Here is a 16831-nt window from a genome sequence, read left to right as displayed (position 1 = left end):
TAGTGACTGCTGCCCCGCGAGCGATTAATACGCACGGCGGTTCCGTCAACAAGCGCCATGGGAACTCCAAACAGCCATAGCTTCAGCTTCGAGTTTTTCCCGCCGCGAACCCCGGAGGCGATCGGCAAGCTTCAGGTCACCCGCGATCGGCTCGCGCGCCTCAAGCCGGATTATTTCTCGGTCACCTTCGGGGCGGGAGGCAGCACGCGCGAGCTGACCTTCGAGACGGTGCAAGAGATCCGCGCGGCGACCGGGATCACGGCCGCTCCGCATATCTCGTGTGTCGGCAGCACCATCAGCAGCCTGCGTGAGATCTTGAGCACCTACAGGAGCGCCGGCATCAAACATATCGTGGCATTGCGCGGCGATCTGCCCTCGGGCGCGGCGGGCTACGGTGAGCTGCGTTACGCCAATGAGTTGGTGGAGTTCATCCGCGAGGAGAGCGGCGACTATTTTTTCGTGGAAGTCGCCGCCTATCCGGAGTTTCACCCGCAGGCGCCGAGCGCGGACATGGATCTCAGGAACTTCAAGCGTAAAGCGGAGGCCGGGGCCGACCGCGCGATCACGCAATATTTTTATAACCTCGATGCCTATTGGCGGTTCGTGGAGAGCTGCGAGGCGCTCGGCGTCCAGATCCCGATCGTCCCCGGTGTCATGCCCATCATCAACTGTACGCAGTTGCTGCGCTTCTCGGACGCCTGCGGCGCCGAGATCCCGCGTTGGATCTTGCGGCGTTTAAAGGATTTTGGGGATGACCGCGTCTCGATTCGCAATTTCGGCATTGATGTAACCACCGATCTGTGCCGTCAGCTCTTGGACAAGGGAGCGCCGGGGCTGCATTTTTACACCATGAATCAAGCCGAGGCGTCCGAGGCGATCTGGGCTAATCTCGGGTTGCGCCGCGAAAGACCCGCGGTGAAACCCGCGCTCTCAGGCGGCTAGCGGACCATCGCCAACCTTGTCCGCGCGGCTTTTCACACGGCCTCCCAAGATCCCGCTGCTGCTGGTCGATGATGATGCGTTGATCGTGGAATCGCTGGCGCTGGTTTTAGAGGACGATTACGAAGTTCATACCGCCGCCACACGGCCAGAAGCCAAGGCCTTGTTAAGCAAATTGGGCCATCAAATACCTTTGGCCTTGGTGGATCTCGGATTGCCGCCGACACCGCATAGTCCGGAGGAAGGCTTTGCGTTGATCGGCGAGTTGCTGGCGGCCGATCCCAGCGCACGCGTGCTGGTGCTCTCGGGGCAGAATACGCGCGCCAATATTCAGCATGCGCTCACCTTGGGCGCCGTGGATTTCATTCCGAAACCCGCGGACCCCGCGTTGCTGCAAGCGCGTTTGACTCATCACGCGATGATCCGGGAGGTCGAGCAGTCGGCGGCGCCGCGCGAAGGCCTGGTGGAAATGCTCGGTCATAGTCCCGCCATCGACGCCCTCCGGGAGCAGATCCGCCAGTTCGCCGATGCCCCCTTCGCCGTGTTCATCGAGGGCGAGTCGGGTGTCGGCAAGGAACTGGTCGCGAACCGCTTACATTATGAAAGCCGGCGTGCTCGATTTCCCTTGGTGACGATTAACTGCGCGGCCTTCACGCCGGAGCTTCTGGAGGCACAGTTGTTCGGACAGATCAAAGGCGCGTTCACCGGAGCGAGCGCGACCAAGAGCGGTGTGTTGGAGGAGGCGGATGGGGGCAGCTTGGTCTTGGACGAGGTCGGCGAACTGCCGCCGGCGTTGCAGGTTAAGCTGCTGCGGGTGCTCGAAAACGGCGAGTACTACCGGCTGGGCGAGACCCAGCCGCGGCGATCCCAAGCACGGGTCGTCGTGGCGACGAATCTCGATCTACGCGCTGCCGTCAGGCGCGGTTCGTTTCGCCACGATCTGTATTACCGCTTGAGCGTGCTGGCGATTCAGGTGCCCCCCTTGCGTGAGCGTGGCGACGACTGCTTGCTGCTGCTGGAGCATTTTCAGCGTTTGTACGCGGCATCGGTGGCTCCGTTCATTTTACACGAGGCGGCAAGACAAGATCTGCTGTCTTATGCCTTCCCCGGAAACGTGCGCGAACTGCGCAATATCGTGATTCGCCTCGGTGCGAAATATCCGGGCAAGGAGATCTCGGCCGCGGCGCTGGCGGGAGAGCTTGAAGCCGATATGTCGCTGGCGCCGGGGACGAGAGAGGCCGACTTCGATACCGCGGCCGAGCGGCAACTGCGAACGCCCGGATTTTGCCTCGATGAAATCATGGAATGTTGGGAGCGGCGCTACATCGACGCGGCGCTCAAGCTCAGCCATGGAAACCTGAGCCAAGCAGCGCGTTTGCTGGGAATCAACCGTACTACCCTGTATAGCAGGATCGAACGGCTCAATCACCCGAGACGCTGATGTATTACTCCTATTTCGGCTTACGCCAGCCACCCTTCAAGATCACGCCCGACACGCGCTTGTTCTTCCCGGGCGGCAACCGCGGGGCGGTCCTGGAGGCCTTGGTCTACGCAATTGCGACTGGCGAAGGTATCATCAAGGTCGTTGGGGAGGTGGGAAGCGGCAAGACCATGCTCTGCCGCATGCTGGAGCGTGAGTTACCCGAGAACGCCGAGATCGTGTATTTAGCGAATCCCAGCCTCTCCCCGGACAACATTCTGCACGCCATCGCGTTTGAATTACATCTGCCGGTCGCGGGAGGCGAGGATCGACTCAAGGTGATGCACGCGCTGCAAGAATTCCTGGTAAGGAAACACGCGGAGAATCGGCGCATCGTCGCGTTTGTCGAAGAAGCCCAGAGCATGCCGCTCGAAACCCTGGAAGAGATCCGCCTGTTAAGCAACTTGGAGACACAGGATGAGAAGTTGTTGCAGATCGTTTTGTTCGGGCAGCCGGAGCTGGATGAATCCTTAATGAATCCGCGCATCCGGCAACTGAAAGAGCGCATCACCTACAGCTTTTATTTGCATCCGTTTTCGATTGCCGAGGTGCGGGAATATCTAAGCAGCCGTTTGCGCGCGAGCGGCTACAAGGGAATGGGGATCTTCACGCGCGCCGCGATTCGAAGCCTTACCTGCTATTCCAAGGGGCTGCTGCGCAGGATCAATATTCTCGCCGATAAGTCCTTGCTCGCCGCCTACGCCGGGGGCGAGATTAAAGTGAGAACCAGACATGTGCGCAGGGCGGCGCGGGACACGGAGTTTGTCGCCAAACCAGGCGCCGCCGCGCTGGCGATGGCGCTGACCTTTTGTCTCGCCCTCGCGGCGATCGGCTGGTTCGCGTGGCAGCGTTTCATTCCAGTGAGCGCACTCGTCGAGGATACGCGCTCTTTCAAGGACGTGCCGTTGTCTGGGGCCATCGGCCGCGGGCTTGAAGGCGCCGATTCTCCGAAGCAGCCATGAAACCGGTGCTTGTGACAGGCGGAGCCGGTTACATCGGCAGTCACGTCGTGCGCCAGCTCGGGGAGGGCGGCCGCGCGGTCGTGGTCGTGGACAATCTGTCTACCGGGTTCGAGAAGGCCGTTGTGCACGGAACCTTTATCGCCGGCGATGTCGGCGATCGCAGCCTAATGGATCGCGTATTGAGGGAACACGGCATCGACACCGTCATGCATTTCGCCGCCCATACCGTCGTGCCCGAATCGGTCCGTGATCCCCTGAAATATTACGGCAACAACACCTGTAAGACGCGCGCCTTATTGGAGGCTTGTGTGCATACGGGTGTAACGCAATTCGTTTTCTCCTCCACCGCCGCAGTCTACGGCATTCCCACGACACCGCTGGCGCGCGAAGACAGCCCAACCTGCCCGATTAATCCTTATGGGACCTCGAAACTCGTGAGTGAATGGATGCTGCGCGATGCTGCGGCAGCCTCCCGGTTGCGCTATGTGATCTTGCGTTATTTTAATGTCGCGGGCTCGGATCCGGAGTGCCGTATCGGACAGTCGACGCGGGAGGCGACGTTATTGATCAAAGTCGCCGCCGAGGTCGCGCTCGGTAAGCGCGCCGCGCTCTCTATCTTTGGAAGCGACTACCCGACCCCGGACGGAACCGGCATCCGGGATTACATCCACGTGGATGACCTCGCTTGCGCCCACCTGAGGGCGCTCGATTATCTTGAGCGTGGCAGCGAGCCGGTGGTCCTAAATTGCGGTTACGGACACGGCTATAGCGTGCGGGCGGTCATTCGCGCCATCGAGAAGATCCACGGACAGCGTCTCAAGGTACGGGAGGAGCCCAGGCGCGCGGGCGATCCGCCGGTGCTCGTGGCCGGCGCCGATCGGATCCGGTCGGTTTTGGCGTGGCGCCCGCGCTACGATAACCTGGAGTTTATTGTCAAGACTTCGCTCGACTGGGAGCAACGCAGGTTCTATTAGTGAAGCTCTGCAAAAGTGTCGCGAGCAAGCCCAGATGCGCGAAGCCGCGGAGCGAGTCGCGAGACATATCCGGTAGATAGGGCTCAGCCATGGAATCACTCTCCGAGTCTGTAGAGAAAGTCCTTGCTGAACTACATTCCGATGACCGGGAAGTACGGGCAGAGTACTTCAAGCGCTTCGAGTCCGAAGCCAGAGTCTTTTCGAGTCACATCGCAAAGGCTGTAATGGCGTGGCGCACCCACAGTCGGCCGAAATGACCGACTAGCATTTGTGTCGGCTCTCGTATATACGGCAATCACGCTGCATATCAATTCAATGAAGTTACTACTTTCGGGGCAAATCATCGCCGCCGGCAGTCTGTTCCGCCAAGCCGCGGAAACTATTGCCCTGAGTCTTCTGTGCTCGGGGACAGACCTGGACAGACCACGTTTTTCTGTGCGGCGATGAATCCAAAGGCGAATAACTGGCCTAACCGCATGAACTGGGACGCTCGCTACGTTCGCGCCCGTTATCGTCAAACGGGCAGTTCAAGAAGACCGACCGATCGTATCGGCTTGTCGCGTTCCGGACTCCCACTTCCCGACAATCTCTTGATTGGTTTCCCTGCAACAGCCTTCTTGGCCGTGGGCGACGAACGGAAGGTTTCTTTGCAGTAGACATAGCAACGCCAATTTTAGATCCGCTGTTCGAATATGGAAGTCCGAGGGAAAGGATAGTGATAGTAGATTCTACCGTACCACCGGCCGGTGGAGGGCTCAATCCGGGGTCGAGCCAGTCTGCAAAGGATCCGGACGCGCGTTGGACGCAAACGTAAAGACTTCGCTCGACTGGGAGCACCGCAGGTTCTATTAGCACCCAGGCGAGGGTGAGCAGAAGACGCCCTTATGATTACTTCACACGCCAAACTTGGCCGCGAACTTCGCCGGCGGGATTCGCAACCGAATGCACGTTGGCGTAGATGCACCCGTCTAGTATCGCCGCCCGCAGGGAAGCGATATTATTGACCGTCTTGCCGCAAGTTGCGGTACAACTGACCCCTGCCTCAAAGCTGGCGTTTGTTAACTCTCCCTCGGACAGACGCCCATTGACATCAACGCCAGGGTCAGGCACTAAATCGAAGAGGAAAACCGTGATTAGCCCATTTACGCCGGCAGGCGCACAGTGCAGGTGCGCCTGTGTGATGCCCACACCATTCCTGACTCTGAGCCGAAACTGAGCGCTAGTAAGGGCAGCATCAAACGAAATGCGAAATCGCCCAGCGGTATCGGTCTCTATGCCGGGCTGGGGGGCAAGGAGCGGCCCCTCATCTGGGGGAACTGGGCTGACAACCTCTTGCGCGCCACTCAGATTCGCCACAAACACAAACTCGTCGCCCCCATAGGCAGCACCTGATACGGCAAGGAACATCCCCAAGATACTGACGATTGTAGCAAGTTGCTTCATGTTTCAAACTCCTCGGCTGTGGGCGCTGCGGTGTGACTCTCCGTGCCTAGCTCTATGACGGGGGCGAGGGACACGGAGAACAAGAATTTTAAAAGCCCTTTTTCCTCGGGAGCGAAGGTACGACTAAACCTGTCAGGTGTCAATCACGCGCAATCTCGGTCCGGAATCGGGAATCACCGGGCTAGCGCGAGGCGAAAACGCATTTCAGGGAGCGTGGTACATGGTTGAAAAGGATTCTACCGTATAGCGCCAGACCTGAAGAGTTTCGGGATCGGCATCTTGAGAAATTCCGGCTTTCCGTTTCAATTCGCGCAGAAATTCCGCGCGTCCCGGTAGCGATTCCCAGACCGCCGGCAAAAACGTCGCCCGCCGGTCCTGTTGCTGGAGGAGCACGCCGTCGGCACCAGGAGCGAGTTGATCCAAGATCTCCGTATCGGATTTGAAGTTTAACGCGACGGGCGCATTCAACACCGAGATGTGAATGGCAAGGCTTGCGCACTCCTCGGGGATGAGGGGCCGGAAACGCGGATCGCCGAAGGCTGCCGCGCGCGCATTCTCGGCAACATCCATGACCAGGGGCCGATGACGCTCCAGGCTGCCGATGCATCCCCGCAATTGGCCACGGGTTTTTAAGGTCACGAACGAGGCCTGGTGGACGCGCAGGCGTTGCGGATAATCGGCGCCGTTAATCGCCGTGTCCGGGACATGCTCGAAGCCTCGGGCGATAGAGCGAGAGGCGGCGTCCAAAAGGAGATGGCGGTCTTCCGGGCACAAGGGGAGTGATTCGCTAGGCGAATAGAGCGCGAAAGCGCCATAGCCGACGACGCGATCCCTCGGGCCGGCCGTATCGCCCGAATTACGCACATCGAGCGCGGCGATGCGGAGCTTATGCTTGCGCGCAAAATGGAGTAAGCCGTTGATAGGCGCGCACCCGCACGCCTGCTCCGGGTGAAGGGTGGCCGTGCCCCTCACGATCGCGGCGGCCGTCGCCCGGTCAATTTCCCGCGCCGTCTCATAGTCGTGGTAGTGACTGAGGTCGGAGCTGACGACGATGAGAGTCTCGGCTTCCTCCCACAGCGCCTCGATGACGGCGCTGACATCCTCCGGCGCGGCGCCGCCCACCACCAGCGGCACGATGGTAAATTGCTCCAGGACCATTTGCAGAAACGGGATCTGGACCTCGATACTATGCTCGCAGGCATGCGCGTGATCCATCACGCTAACCTGCGGGAATACTGCCAGTTTCTGGGTGGCGCCCGGGTCGAGCGCGACCTCCCCCAAGGGGGTCGCGAAGTGCTGGGCACGCGGCAACGCGAGGCCCGGGACATAAACCCGGTGCCCCGGCCCCAAGAGAACAACCCGGCGAATACGCGCGCGAGCATCCGCGAGACAAGCATAGGCGGATCCTGCGACGGCTCCGGAATAAACGTAGCCGGCATGGGGTGCGATTAGGGCTTTCGGGACTTGCGAGCCGGCCTCTTGTATCCCCAAATAACCGCCGATCATCCGGCGCAGGTCCATCGGATCGCTGGGATAAAACTGTCCCGCGACGGCGGGGGGACGGGTATACACAAGGCTCCTCGCTTAGGCTCTCTATGGATTCAATTATAAGCCGAAAGCGTCCCGGAAGCTGTCCGCACCACCGTTACCCAGGTTCGCGGCGCGGGCTGACCGCTCAAATTGCCCGAACGCACTTGAAAAAAGAGCCTCAGAACCCTATCATTATTCGGTCCGACCATTGCGGGGTGGAGCAGTCTGGCAGCTCGTCGGGCTCATAACCCGAAGGTCGCAGGTTCAAATCCTGCCCCCGCTACCATAGATAGCCCCGAGAGCCGGGGCTTTTTATTTTAGTCGGTAACGTGCGCGCGGATACGAGGGAGTTAGAAGCCATCATCGAGCCCGTCGTGGCGGGCCTCGGGTATGAATTTGTCGGCATTGAACGTACCGTCGCCAGACGCGCGCCGTTGATACGGGTGTACATCGATAGCGCCAGTGGAATTACATTGAGAGATTGTGAACGCGTGAGCCAGCAGGTGAGCAGTGTTATGGATGTTGAGGATCCCGTCACCGGGTCCTATACGCTTGAGGTTTCTTCCCCGGGGTTGGACCGCCCGCTGTTTACTCTCGATCAGTATTCGCGTTTTCTTCAAAGCACCGTGAGCATTGAGACGATACGTCTGGTCCACGGGCGCCGAAAATTCCGCGGGCGTTTGAACGCGGTCACCGTTAACGAGATCAGCATCACCGAACAGGAAGGGGAAGCCTATACGCTGCCCTTCGATCTCATACACCGGGCCCGCTTGGTGCCGCAATTCGACTCCAATAAACCGGCGAGGCGTAGCAGATGAACAAGGATATCCTTACCGTCGTCGAGATTGTTTCCAATGAGAAGGGGGTAGATAAGGAGATCATTTTCGAGGCCTTGGAAGCGGCGCTTGCGAGCGCGACAACCAAACGTTATCGCGACGACATCGATGTCCGCGTATCCATCGACCGGCAGACCGGGGACTATGAAGCCTTCCGGCGTTGGCAGGTTATCGATGAGACCGTAGCCACCCCGGCCGCGGACGCCGGACCCGATGGCGTCCCGATCGGCGCGGGTGGAGTGGAGTTTCCCGAGCGTCAAATCTCTCTCAGCAAGGCGCGCGAGATCCATCCCGAGGTGAGCCACGGCGAATATATAGAGGAACCCATGGAAGCTGCGGCGTTTGGGCGTATCGCCGCGCAAGCGGCGAAGCAAGTCATCGTGCAGAAGGTGCGCGAGGCCGAACGCAAGCAGATTGTGGAAGCCTATGAGAGCCGCATGGGCCAGCTAATTACCGGCGTCGTGAAGCGCGTCGATCGCGGTAGCGTGACATTGGATCTCGGCGGCAATGCGGAAGCGATGATTGCGCGCGAGGACATGATCCCGCGCGAAGCAGTGCGGCCGGGGGATCGGCTGCGAGGATACTTGAGCGAAGTGCGTCCGGAGAAACGCGGTCCGCAGTTATTCGTCAGCCGCACGGCCACGGAGCTCCTAATCGAGTTGTTCAAGATCGAGGTTCCCGAGATCGGTGAAGGTCTCATCGAGGTGCTCGGGGCGGCGCGCGATCCGGGTCTGCGCGCGAAGATCGCCGTCAAAAGCAAGGACCCTCGGATCGATCCGGTCGGCGCCTGTGTCGGCATGCGCGGCTCGCGCGTGCAAGCCGTCTCCAACGATCTCGCCGGAGAACGGGTCGATATTATCCTTTGGAATGAAAACCCGGCGCAGTTCGTCATTAACGCCATGTCGCCCGCCGAAGTCGTGTCCATCATGGTGGATGAGGATGCGCACAGCATGGATGTGGCGGTCGTGGAGGAGCAACTATCGCAGGCGATCGGCCGTAACGGGCAGAACGTCCGGCTCGCGAGCCAACTGACCGGCTGGGAGTTGAATGTGATGACCGAAACCGAAGCGGCTGACAAGACCGAGGCGGAAGCCCAGCGTATTCAGCAGATATTCGTGGAAAATCTGCATGTCGACCAAGAGGTCGCTAACATTCTGACCCAGGAAGGCTTCTCGAGCATCGAGGAAGTCGCATTTGTTCCGGAACAGGAAATGATCGAGATCGAGGAGTTCGATGCGGATCTGGTGGCCGAGTTACGCAATCGGGCCAAGGATTGGTTATTGACCAAGGCCATCGCCACCGAGGAACGTCTCGGCGATGTCATGCCGTCGGAAGATCTGCTCAATATGGAAGGCATGGATCCAGAGCTAGCCCACCGCTTGGCCGCGGGGGCAATTGTGACGATGGACGATTTGGCGGAGCAGTCGGTAGATGAGCTGGTAGAAATCGGCGGCATTAGCGGCGAGCGGGCCGGCACGCTGATAATGACCGCCCGCGCCCCGTGGTTTAAGGCTGCGCAAGAAGAGACCGGGGAGCAGGTGCATGGCTGAAGTGACGGTTAAGCAGTTCGCGGACGTGGTTGGAATTTCCATCGACCGGCTGCTCGCGCAACTGGGCGAGGCCGGGCTGCCGGATAAACAACCCGGCGACCCGATGAGCGATCGGGAGAAGAACCAATTGCTCGTCCATCTTCGGCAGCTCCACGGACGCGCCGATGAAAGCGCCGAACCGAACCGCATCGTCCTGCGCCGCAAGACCATCAGTGAGATCAAGCTCCCTATCGATCGGCGTAGCGTGCGCAGCAGCAGCACAAAAACGGTGAGCGTCGAGTTCCGCAAGAAGCGCACCTATGTGAAACGTAGCGTATTCGCGGAAGCAGAGGCGCAGCGCCGAGCCGACGAGACCGCGGAACAAGAACGGTTGGCGGCCTTGGAGCTAGGCCGCGCCCGCGAGGAAGAGATCAAAACCCAGGAGCTGGAAGCGCGCCGGCGTGCCGAGGAAGCGGAGGCTCTCGCACGGGTGGACGCCGAGCCGGAACGAGTCTTAGCGCCGGTGGAGGAAACGCTCCGCGAAGCGCCGCCACGGATCCCGATCCCGACCACTGCGGAGCAGTTGGTAAAACGCCAAGCCTACACCGATAAGGTCCCGGCCAAGCGCCAAAAGGAGCCGTCAGGCGAACCGGTCATCGATCAGCGAGAACTGCATGTTGCAATCAATAGAACGACCCGCCGGAAGAAGAAACCGGGGCCTCGGCGAATGGTCGTGCCGCTCGCGCCCAAGCACGGCTTCGAGATGCCGACCGCGCCCATTGTGCGTGAGATCGCGATCCCTGAACGGGTCACCGTCGCCGAGTTGGCGCAACGGATGTCGGTCAAGGCGGCTGAGGTCATCAAAGTCATGATCAACCTCGGGACGATGGCGAGCATTAATCAAGTGCTCGATCAGGAGACGGCGGTGATAGTGGTTGGGGAGATGGGCCACAAGGCCAAGCCGCTTAAAGATGATGCGGCGGAGGCGGAACTGCTCGGAGTTTCCGATGCTATCGCGTGCGAGAAAGTGGCGCGTCCCCCCGTGGTCACGATCATGGGCCACGTCGATCACGGTAAAACCTCATTGCTCGATCACATACGCCGTGCCCGGGTTGCCGCCGGAGAGGCCGGCGGCATCACGCAGCATATCGGTGCTTATCATGTGCTCGTCCGGGAGGGTTCCATTACGTTTTTGGATACGCCGGGTCATGCGGCTTTTACGGCCATGCGGGCGCGCGGCGCTAAAGTCACCGACATCGTGGTGTTAGTGGTCGCGGCCGACGACGGGGTGAAAACGCAAACGATCGAGGCCGTGCAGCATGCGCAGGCGGCGAATGCGCCGATACTGGTCGCCGTCAATAAGATCGATAAGGCGGGCGCGGACCCCGAGCGCGTTAAGCAAGAGTTAACGGGGCACGGCATCGTACCGGAGGAGTGGGGAGGGAACGCGATTTTCGTGAACGTTTCCGCCAAGACCGGGGAAGGTATCGACCGCTTGCTGGAATCGATCCTGCTGCAGGCCGAGGTTCTCGAGCTCCTGGCGGTGCCGGCCGGACCGGCGTCGGGGGTGGTGATCGAATCCAGATTAGACAAGGGACGTGGCCCGGTCGCCACGATCTTGGTGCAACAAGGCCTGCTCAAGCGGGGCGATATTTTACTCACGGGCCAGGAATTCGGCCGCGTCCGGGCGATGTTGGATGAAAACGGGCTATCGATCGAGGAAGCCGGGCCGTCGCTGCCCGTGGAAGTCCTGGGTTTGTCGAGCGCCCCCAATGCGGGCGATGAGGCGGTGGTCGTCGCCGATGAACGCAAGGCGCGCGAAATCGCTCAGGTTAGGCAGGGTAAGACCCGGGAAGGCAAGCTCGCACGGCAACAAGCAGCCAAGCTCGATGATGTTCTGCTGCAGATGGAGGACGGAAAAACCCGTAGCCTGACTGTTTTGATCAAAGCCGACGTGCAAGGATCCGCGGAAGCCTTGGTCGATGCCTTGACTAAACTCGCCACCGACGAGGTGCGCGTCAACGTCATCGCGAACGGTGTAGGCGGGATCAGCGAGTCCGATGTCAATCTCGCCGTGGCGTCGAAGGCGATCGTGATCGGGTTCAACGTGCGCGCCGATGCCAGCGCCCGCAAGTTGGTCGAAGAAACCGGCGTGGAGCTACGTTATCACAGTATTATCTACAACGTGATCGATGAAATGAAAGCGGCATTGAGCGGAATGCTCGCACCGGAGGTCAAGGAGCAGATTATTGGCATGGCGGAAGTACGCGATGTGTTTCGATCGTCGAAGTTTGGCGCAATCGCAGGTTGTATCGTCACGACCGGCGCCGTGCGCCGGGCCAACCCTATCCGCGTGCTGAGAAATAACATCGTGGTTTACGAAGGGCAACTGGAGTCGCTACGCCGCTTTCGGGACGATGTCAACGAAGTGAAATCCGGCACCGAATGCGGAATCGGCGTTAAGGACTACAACGATGTAAAGCCGGGCGACCAGATTGAAGTATTCGAGCGCATCACGCTCGCACGCAGCATCTAGAGCGCAATGGGACAGGAATTCGACCGCAAGCTACGCCTTGCGGAGCAAATTAAACGGGAACTCGCGCCGCTCGTATCGCGGACCGCGCAAGACGCCCGTTTGGGTCTTGTGACCGTCACGGCGGTCGATCTCACGGCGGACCTGCACGACGCCAAGGTCTACGTATCCTGCCTCGGGGGCAGCGCACAGGAGGTAGTGGCCCGGCTAAAGCGCGCCGCGGGGTGTTTCCGAACTATCCTTGCTCGGCGTTTGAGCCTCCGGGCGGTCCCGCGCCTGCTCATTCGTCATGACGAGACGTTGGAGCGAGTCGAACGTCTGGCGGCGCTGCTCAAAGGGACCGATTCCGGCGGGGAGTTTCCGCGTTCGCGCTAGAATTGACGCTGAACCCGATGGCGAAGCGTCACGGCCGGCAAGGCCGAGATATCCACGGGATCTTATTGTTCGACAAGCCTCCTGGCCTTAGCTCCAACGATGCCCTGCAACGCGTAAAGCGCTTATTTCACGCCCGCAAGGTTGGACACACGGGGAGCTTGGATTTCTTGGCCACCGGCCTGTTACCGCTCTGCTTTGGCGAGGCGACCAAGCTTTCGGGGTTTCTCCTGAACGCGAATAAACGTTACCTCGCCACGGTAAAACTGGGCATCTCGACCGCCACCGGCGATGCCGAAGGCGACATCACGCGCGCGCTGACGCCGCCCGCATTCGAGCTGGAAACGCTCCACGAAGTGTTGGCATCGTTCACCGGATGCTTACAGCAGACTCCGCCCATGCATTCGGCGATCAAGCACCAAGGGCGCCGGCTGTATGAGCTTGCGCATCAAGGGATCACGGTCGCGCGCACGCCGCGTACGGTGATCATACATACGCTGCGCTTGCTGCGCTATGGCGATGACGGTCTGGACATAGCGGTTGAGTGTTCCAAGGGCACCTATATCCGAACCCTCGCGGAAGATATCGGTGAGCGGCTGGGTTGCGGCGCCCATGTGCGGGCGCTTCAACGGGTTGGAGTCGGGCCTTTCGACATCGATGCCGCGCTGGATTTCGAAACGCTGCAACGATTAGCGCAGCAAGGGATGGAGGCGCTGACGCGCTCGTTGCTCGATATTGATCGAGTTTTATTCGCTGAGCCGCATATCGCTTTGTCTCGGGACGCCGCCTACTATTTGTGCCGCGGCCAAGCGGTGGTGGTGCCGCATGCGCCGACGCACGGCCTAGTCAGGCTTTACGACCACCATATGCATTTTTTGGGTATCGGGCAGGTGCTCGAAGATGGCAGAATCGCGCCGCGGCGCTTGCTGCGGCGGTGAAAAGCGTCGCTAGGCCGAAGCTGCGTTTATGCGTGTTCCTTGTTCGGACCGCGAGCGCTCGTTACAATAACCGGTTCAAATCGTGAGTTGCATAGGATTAGGGGGCCTGATGGTACTGCCGCCGGCACTAAAAAAAGAAGTCATGGATAAATTTAAGCGCTCCCCAGGTGACACCGGATCGCCCGAGGTGCAGGTCGCGCTTATTACCCGCCGTATCGAGGATCTGGCGGAGCATTTTAAAACGCACCAATCCGACCACCACTCTCGCCAGGGCTTGCTGAGGATGGTCAACAAACGGCGTAAGTTACTGGATTATATTAAGCAATATGATATGCAGTGCTATCGAGAGTTAATCAGCGGCTTGGGATTGCGCAGATAGGCAATCGTTATCACCTTAGACCACTCCCCGCATCGATGCGGCGGTTCGCACCTACCACTTCCATTTAGTCGAGCACCAGCATGCGCCTTGTAAAAAAATCATTCCAATACGGAACCCATGTTGTTGTTCTAGAGACAGGGGAAATCGCGCGACAAGCTTCGGCGGCAGTGACAGTGAGCATGGGGGATACCGTGGTATTGGTTTCCGTGGTAGGAAACAAGGAACCGCTGCCGGGCCGGGATTTCTTCCCCTTGACCGTGGATTATCAGGAACGCACCTACGCGGCGGGCAAGATCCCCGGAGGGTTCTTCAAACGCGAGGGCCGTCCGAGCGAAAAAGAAACCCTCACGTCGAGGTTGATCGATCGGCCCTTGCGTCCGTTGTTTCCCGAGGGAATGACGAACGAGGTACAAATCATCGCCACGGTGCTATCGCTCGATCCCGAGATCGATCCGGACATCCCAGCGCTCATCGGCGCGTCGGCGGCCGTAAGTATCTCGGGGATCCCGTTTAAGGGGCCGATTGGGGCCGCGCGCGTTGGCTATCTGGACGGAAACTACGTACTCAATCCGACCTTCAGCCAAATCAAGTCGTCGCGCCTCGACCTCGTTGTGGCCGGCACCCAATCCTCGGTACTCATGGTCGAATCGGAGGCCGATCAGCTCGCCGAGGATGTCATGCTGGGCGCGGTGATGTTCGGCCACGAACAAATGCAGGTCGTGATCCGTAACCTCCGGGAATTCGTCCATGAGGTAGCCCCGCTTCCCTGGAACTGGCAACCCGCGGTACGGGACACGGCCCTGATGAGTGCGGTGGAATCACGGGTCGGGCAGACTATTCGCGAGGCGTATGCGATCACCGATAAGCTCGCGCGCCGGCAGCGGATTAATGCCCTTCGCAAGCAGGCGCAGGAGACGCTCGGCGGGCCGGCGGACGCCGCCCAGTGGGCCGAGGAGGATCTCGTGAATGCGTTCGCGGAGATCGAACAGCGGGCCGTCCGCGAGATGATCCTTGATCAACGGCGCCGTATCGATGGCCGCGCCATGGACGCGGTCCGCCCGATCACTGTCCGCGTCGGGGTATTACCGCGCACGCACGGTTCGGCGCTTTTTACACGCGGCGAAACCCAGGCCTTGGTTATCACCGCCTTAGGAACGGGGCGGGATGCGCAGATCATCGACGCCATCGAGGGGGAGCGCAAGGAAGCCTTCATGTTGCATTATAACTTTCCGCCGTATTGCGTCGGGGAGACCGGTCGGGTGGGTTCACCCAAACGGCGAGAGATTGGACACGGACGGCTGGCGAAGCGAGGGATTCAAGCCGTGATGCCGGATGCTTCCGAGTTTCCATACGTGGTTCGCGTAGTGTCGGAAATCACCGAGTCCAACGGCTCAAGCTCGATGGCTTCCGTGTGTGGAACCAGCCTGTCATTGATGGATGCCGGTGTCCCGCTCAAGGATGCGGTTGCCGGGATCGCGATGGGCCTCGTGAAGGAAGGTGAGCGGTTCGCGATATTATCCGACATCGTGGGTGATGAGGATCATCTCGGCGACATGGATTTCAAGGTTGCGGGAACGGCGCATGGCGTGACGGCGCTGCAGATGGACATCAAGATCGATGGGATCACCCGTGAAATCATGGATCTGGCGCTGCGGCAAGCCCATCAGGGCCGTTTGCATATACTTGAGCGAATGAACGCCGTGATCGCCAAACCGCGGCCGGAGATGTCGGAGTACGCGCCGAGGATTATCACCATCAAGATCGACCCGGAGAAAATCCGGGACGTCATCGGTAAGGGTGGTTCGACGATTCGTGCCATCACCGAGCAGACCGGGGCCGTCATCGACATCAGCGACGATGGCACAGTGAAAATCGCCTCCATTGATAATGCCGCGGGGCTAGAGGCGCGGCGGCGCGTTGAGCAAATCACAGCCGACGTTCAAGTGGGCATGATTTATGAGGGCCGGGTCGCCAAACTTATGGACTTCGGTGCGTTCGTTACCATCTTGCCCGGGAAAGACGGCTTAGTGCATATATCGCAGATTTCCGACGAGCGCGTCGAAAACGTGAGTGACAAGCTGCGCGAGGGCGATACCGTGCAGGTAAAAGTGCTCGAAGTCGATAAGCAAGGGCGTATACGCTTGAGCATGAAGGCGGTGAACGCCGGAGGGACGGCGAATTAAAGCGCGGCGCGGTTGTGCGTGGAACGGGGACAGAATCATTAAACTGAAGCGGTTAGGATCAACATGGTTAGCATTCGTTTGAGCCGGCACGGCACCAAGAAAAGGCCTTTCTACCACATCGTAGTCACCGACAGCCGCAACCAGCGCGACGGGCGTTACCTTGAGCGCGTCGGTTTCTTCGATCCGCTCGCGGCCTTGAGTGACAGCAGCCTGCGTATCGATAAAGAACGCGCCGGCTATTGGATTTCCAAGGGCGCCAAAGTTTCCGAGCGCGTCGCCACTTTGATGAAGCACGGTTCCGCTGCGTAGGGGTTCCCATCGCCGCGGAGCCGTGGCAGGGGATGTTGACGGTTTCGTCGTCGTAGGCCGTTTCGTGGGGATCCATGGCCTGCGAGGCGATGTTAAAGTATTATCGTACACGCATCCGCGGGAAGGCATTTTGCGGTACGCGCCCTGGTATGGGTGCTTCGAGGGCGAATGGCGCGAAATAGCGCCTGAAAGCGCAACCGTCAAGGGTAAAGGATTGGTAGCGCGATTCGCGCATCATTCGACCCCTGAAGACGGGCAGCCGCTCATGGGGGTCCCCATCGCGGTGCGCCGCAGCCAGTTTCCGGTACTGCCTCTTGGGGAGCATTATTGGCACGATCTCATCGGCCTCGACGCGGTCGCGGAGGATGGGGCGCCCCTCGGTCGGGTCGTGGATGTCATCGCGACCAGCGCCAACGATGTACTT

14 protein-coding genes, 1 tRNA gene and 1 pseudogene are annotated in these 16831 nt (G+C 59.9%); 14 read left to right on the top strand and 2 right to left on the bottom strand.

Annotation, left to right across the window (positions count from 1 at the left end; all coding sequences use genetic code 11):
- Window positions 1-57 precede the first annotated feature (57 nt).
- From metF to galE, 4 genes and pseudogenes are all read left to right on the top strand, one after another.
- Window positions 58-942, top strand: a complete 885-nt coding sequence (gene metF / locus M3436_07115) for a methylenetetrahydrofolate reductase [NAD(P)H] (GenBank protein ID MDQ3563905.1) — start codon at window positions 58-60, stop codon at window positions 940-942.
- A gap of 16 nt (window positions 943-958) precedes the next feature.
- Window positions 959-2380 carry a sigma-54 dependent transcriptional regulator gene (locus M3436_07110; protein ID MDQ3563904.1) on the top strand — a complete coding sequence of 474 codons (1422 nt, stop codon included), beginning with the start codon at window positions 959-961 and terminating at the stop codon, window positions 2378-2380.
- Window positions 2380-3183 (top strand): annotated as a pseudogene (locus M3436_07105) (AAA family ATPase). The gene M3436_07110 and the pseudogene M3436_07105 overlap by 1 nt, the downstream one beginning before the upstream one ends.
- A gap of 194 nt (window positions 3184-3377) precedes the next feature.
- Complete coding sequence (gene galE, locus M3436_07100) at window positions 3378-4355, top strand: UDP-glucose 4-epimerase GalE (GenBank protein ID MDQ3563903.1); 978 nt, start codon at window positions 3378-3380, stop codon at window positions 4353-4355.
- A gap of 888 nt (window positions 4356-5243) precedes the next feature.
- On the opposite strand, the gene M3436_07095 is transcribed toward galE, so the two are convergent.
- Window positions 5244-5798, bottom strand: a complete 555-nt coding sequence (locus M3436_07095) for a CHRD domain-containing protein (GenBank protein MDQ3563902.1) — start codon at window positions 5796-5798, stop codon at window positions 5244-5246.
- A gap of 204 nt (window positions 5799-6002) precedes the next feature.
- Window positions 6003-7370 (bottom strand): AmmeMemoRadiSam system protein B, encoded by a 1368-nt coding sequence (amrB, locus tag M3436_07090; GenBank protein MDQ3563901.1) that lies wholly within the window; start codon window positions 7368-7370, stop codon window positions 6003-6005.
- A gap of 167 nt (window positions 7371-7537) precedes the next feature.
- Here amrB and M3436_07085 point away from each other — a divergent pair.
- The 10 genes from M3436_07085 to rimM all read left to right on the top strand — a co-directional run.
- A tRNA-Met gene (locus tag M3436_07085) sits at window positions 7538-7614 on the top strand.
- A gap of 43 nt (window positions 7615-7657) precedes the next feature.
- Window positions 7658-8146, top strand: a complete 489-nt coding sequence (gene rimP / locus M3436_07080; GenBank protein MDQ3563900.1) for a ribosome maturation factor RimP — start codon at window positions 7658-7660, stop codon at window positions 8144-8146.
- Entirely contained in the window at window positions 8143-9714 is a 1572-nt protein-coding gene (gene nusA, locus M3436_07075; GenBank protein ID MDQ3563899.1) for a transcription termination factor NusA, read from the top strand. The genes rimP and nusA overlap by 4 nt, the downstream gene beginning before the upstream one ends.
- The gene (infB, locus tag M3436_07070) at window positions 9707-12229 is read left to right on the top strand and encodes a translation initiation factor IF-2 (GenBank protein MDQ3563898.1); all 2523 of its coding nucleotides are present in this window, start codon (window positions 9707-9709) and stop codon (window positions 12227-12229) included. Before nusA ends, infB begins: the two co-directional genes overlap by 8 nt.
- A 6-nt stretch (window positions 12230-12235) precedes the next feature.
- On the top strand, window positions 12236-12601 hold the full coding sequence (rbfA, locus tag M3436_07065; GenBank protein MDQ3563897.1) for a 30S ribosome-binding factor RbfA: 366 nt from the start codon (window positions 12236-12238) through the stop codon (window positions 12599-12601).
- 17 nt (window positions 12602-12618) lie between these two features.
- Window positions 12619-13536: a tRNA pseudouridine(55) synthase TruB gene (gene truB / locus M3436_07060; GenBank protein MDQ3563896.1), complete on the top strand. Its 918-nt coding sequence runs from the start codon at window positions 12619-12621 to the stop codon at window positions 13534-13536.
- 109 nt (window positions 13537-13645) lie between these two features.
- Window positions 13646-13915 carry a 30S ribosomal protein S15 gene (rpsO, locus tag M3436_07055; protein ID MDQ3563895.1) on the top strand — a complete coding sequence of 90 codons (270 nt, stop codon included), beginning with the start codon at window positions 13646-13648 and terminating at the stop codon, window positions 13913-13915.
- Window positions 13916-13995: 80 nt separating this feature from the next.
- Window positions 13996-16098 (top strand): polyribonucleotide nucleotidyltransferase, encoded by a 2103-nt coding sequence (pnp, locus tag M3436_07050; GenBank protein ID MDQ3563894.1) that lies wholly within the window; start codon window positions 13996-13998, stop codon window positions 16096-16098.
- Between the two features lie 63 nt (window positions 16099-16161).
- Entirely contained in the window at window positions 16162-16407 is a 246-nt protein-coding gene (gene rpsP, locus M3436_07045; protein MDQ3563893.1) for a 30S ribosomal protein S16, read from the top strand.
- A 22-nt stretch (window positions 16408-16429) separates the two neighbouring features.
- Window positions 16430-16831: ribosome maturation factor RimM (gene rimM / locus M3436_07040; protein MDQ3563892.1), on the top strand; the 402-nt coding region annotated here is incomplete at its 3' end.

The sequence above is a fragment of the Pseudomonadota bacterium genome (assembly GCA_030859565.1).
Taxonomy (GTDB): Bacteria; Pseudomonadota; Gammaproteobacteria; order JACCXJ01; family JACCXJ01; genus USCg-Taylor.
Note: the sequence above shows the minus strand (reverse complement) of the source record. Positions and strands in the feature narration are given on the sequence as shown.

Coding starts and splice junctions, on each gene's coding strand:
- infB (MDQ3563898.1), top strand. CDS start 9,707: ATGGCTGAAGTGACGGTTAAGCAGTTCGCGGACGTGGTTGGAATTTCC.
- rpsO (MDQ3563895.1), top strand. CDS start 13,646: ATGGTACTGCCGCCGGCACTAAAAAAAGAAGTCATGGATAAATTTAAG.
- galE (MDQ3563903.1), top strand. CDS start 3,378: ATGAAACCGGTGCTTGTGACAGGCGGAGCCGGTTACATCGGCAGTCAC.
- pnp (MDQ3563894.1), top strand. CDS start 13,996: ATGCGCCTTGTAAAAAAATCATTCCAATACGGAACCCATGTTGTTGTT.
- truB (MDQ3563896.1), top strand. CDS start 12,619: ATGGCGAAGCGTCACGGCCGGCAAGGCCGAGATATCCACGGGATCTTA.
- metF (MDQ3563905.1), top strand. CDS start 58: ATGGGAACTCCAAACAGCCATAGCTTCAGCTTCGAGTTTTTCCCGCCG.
- rbfA (MDQ3563897.1), top strand. CDS start 12,236: ATGGGACAGGAATTCGACCGCAAGCTACGCCTTGCGGAGCAAATTAAA.
- nusA (MDQ3563899.1), top strand. CDS start 8,143: ATGAACAAGGATATCCTTACCGTCGTCGAGATTGTTTCCAATGAGAAG.
- M3436_07095 (MDQ3563902.1), bottom strand. CDS start 5,798: ATGAAGCAACTTGCTACAATCGTCAGTATCTTGGGGATGTTCCTTGCC.
- rpsP (MDQ3563893.1), top strand. CDS start 16,162: ATGGTTAGCATTCGTTTGAGCCGGCACGGCACCAAGAAAAGGCCTTTC.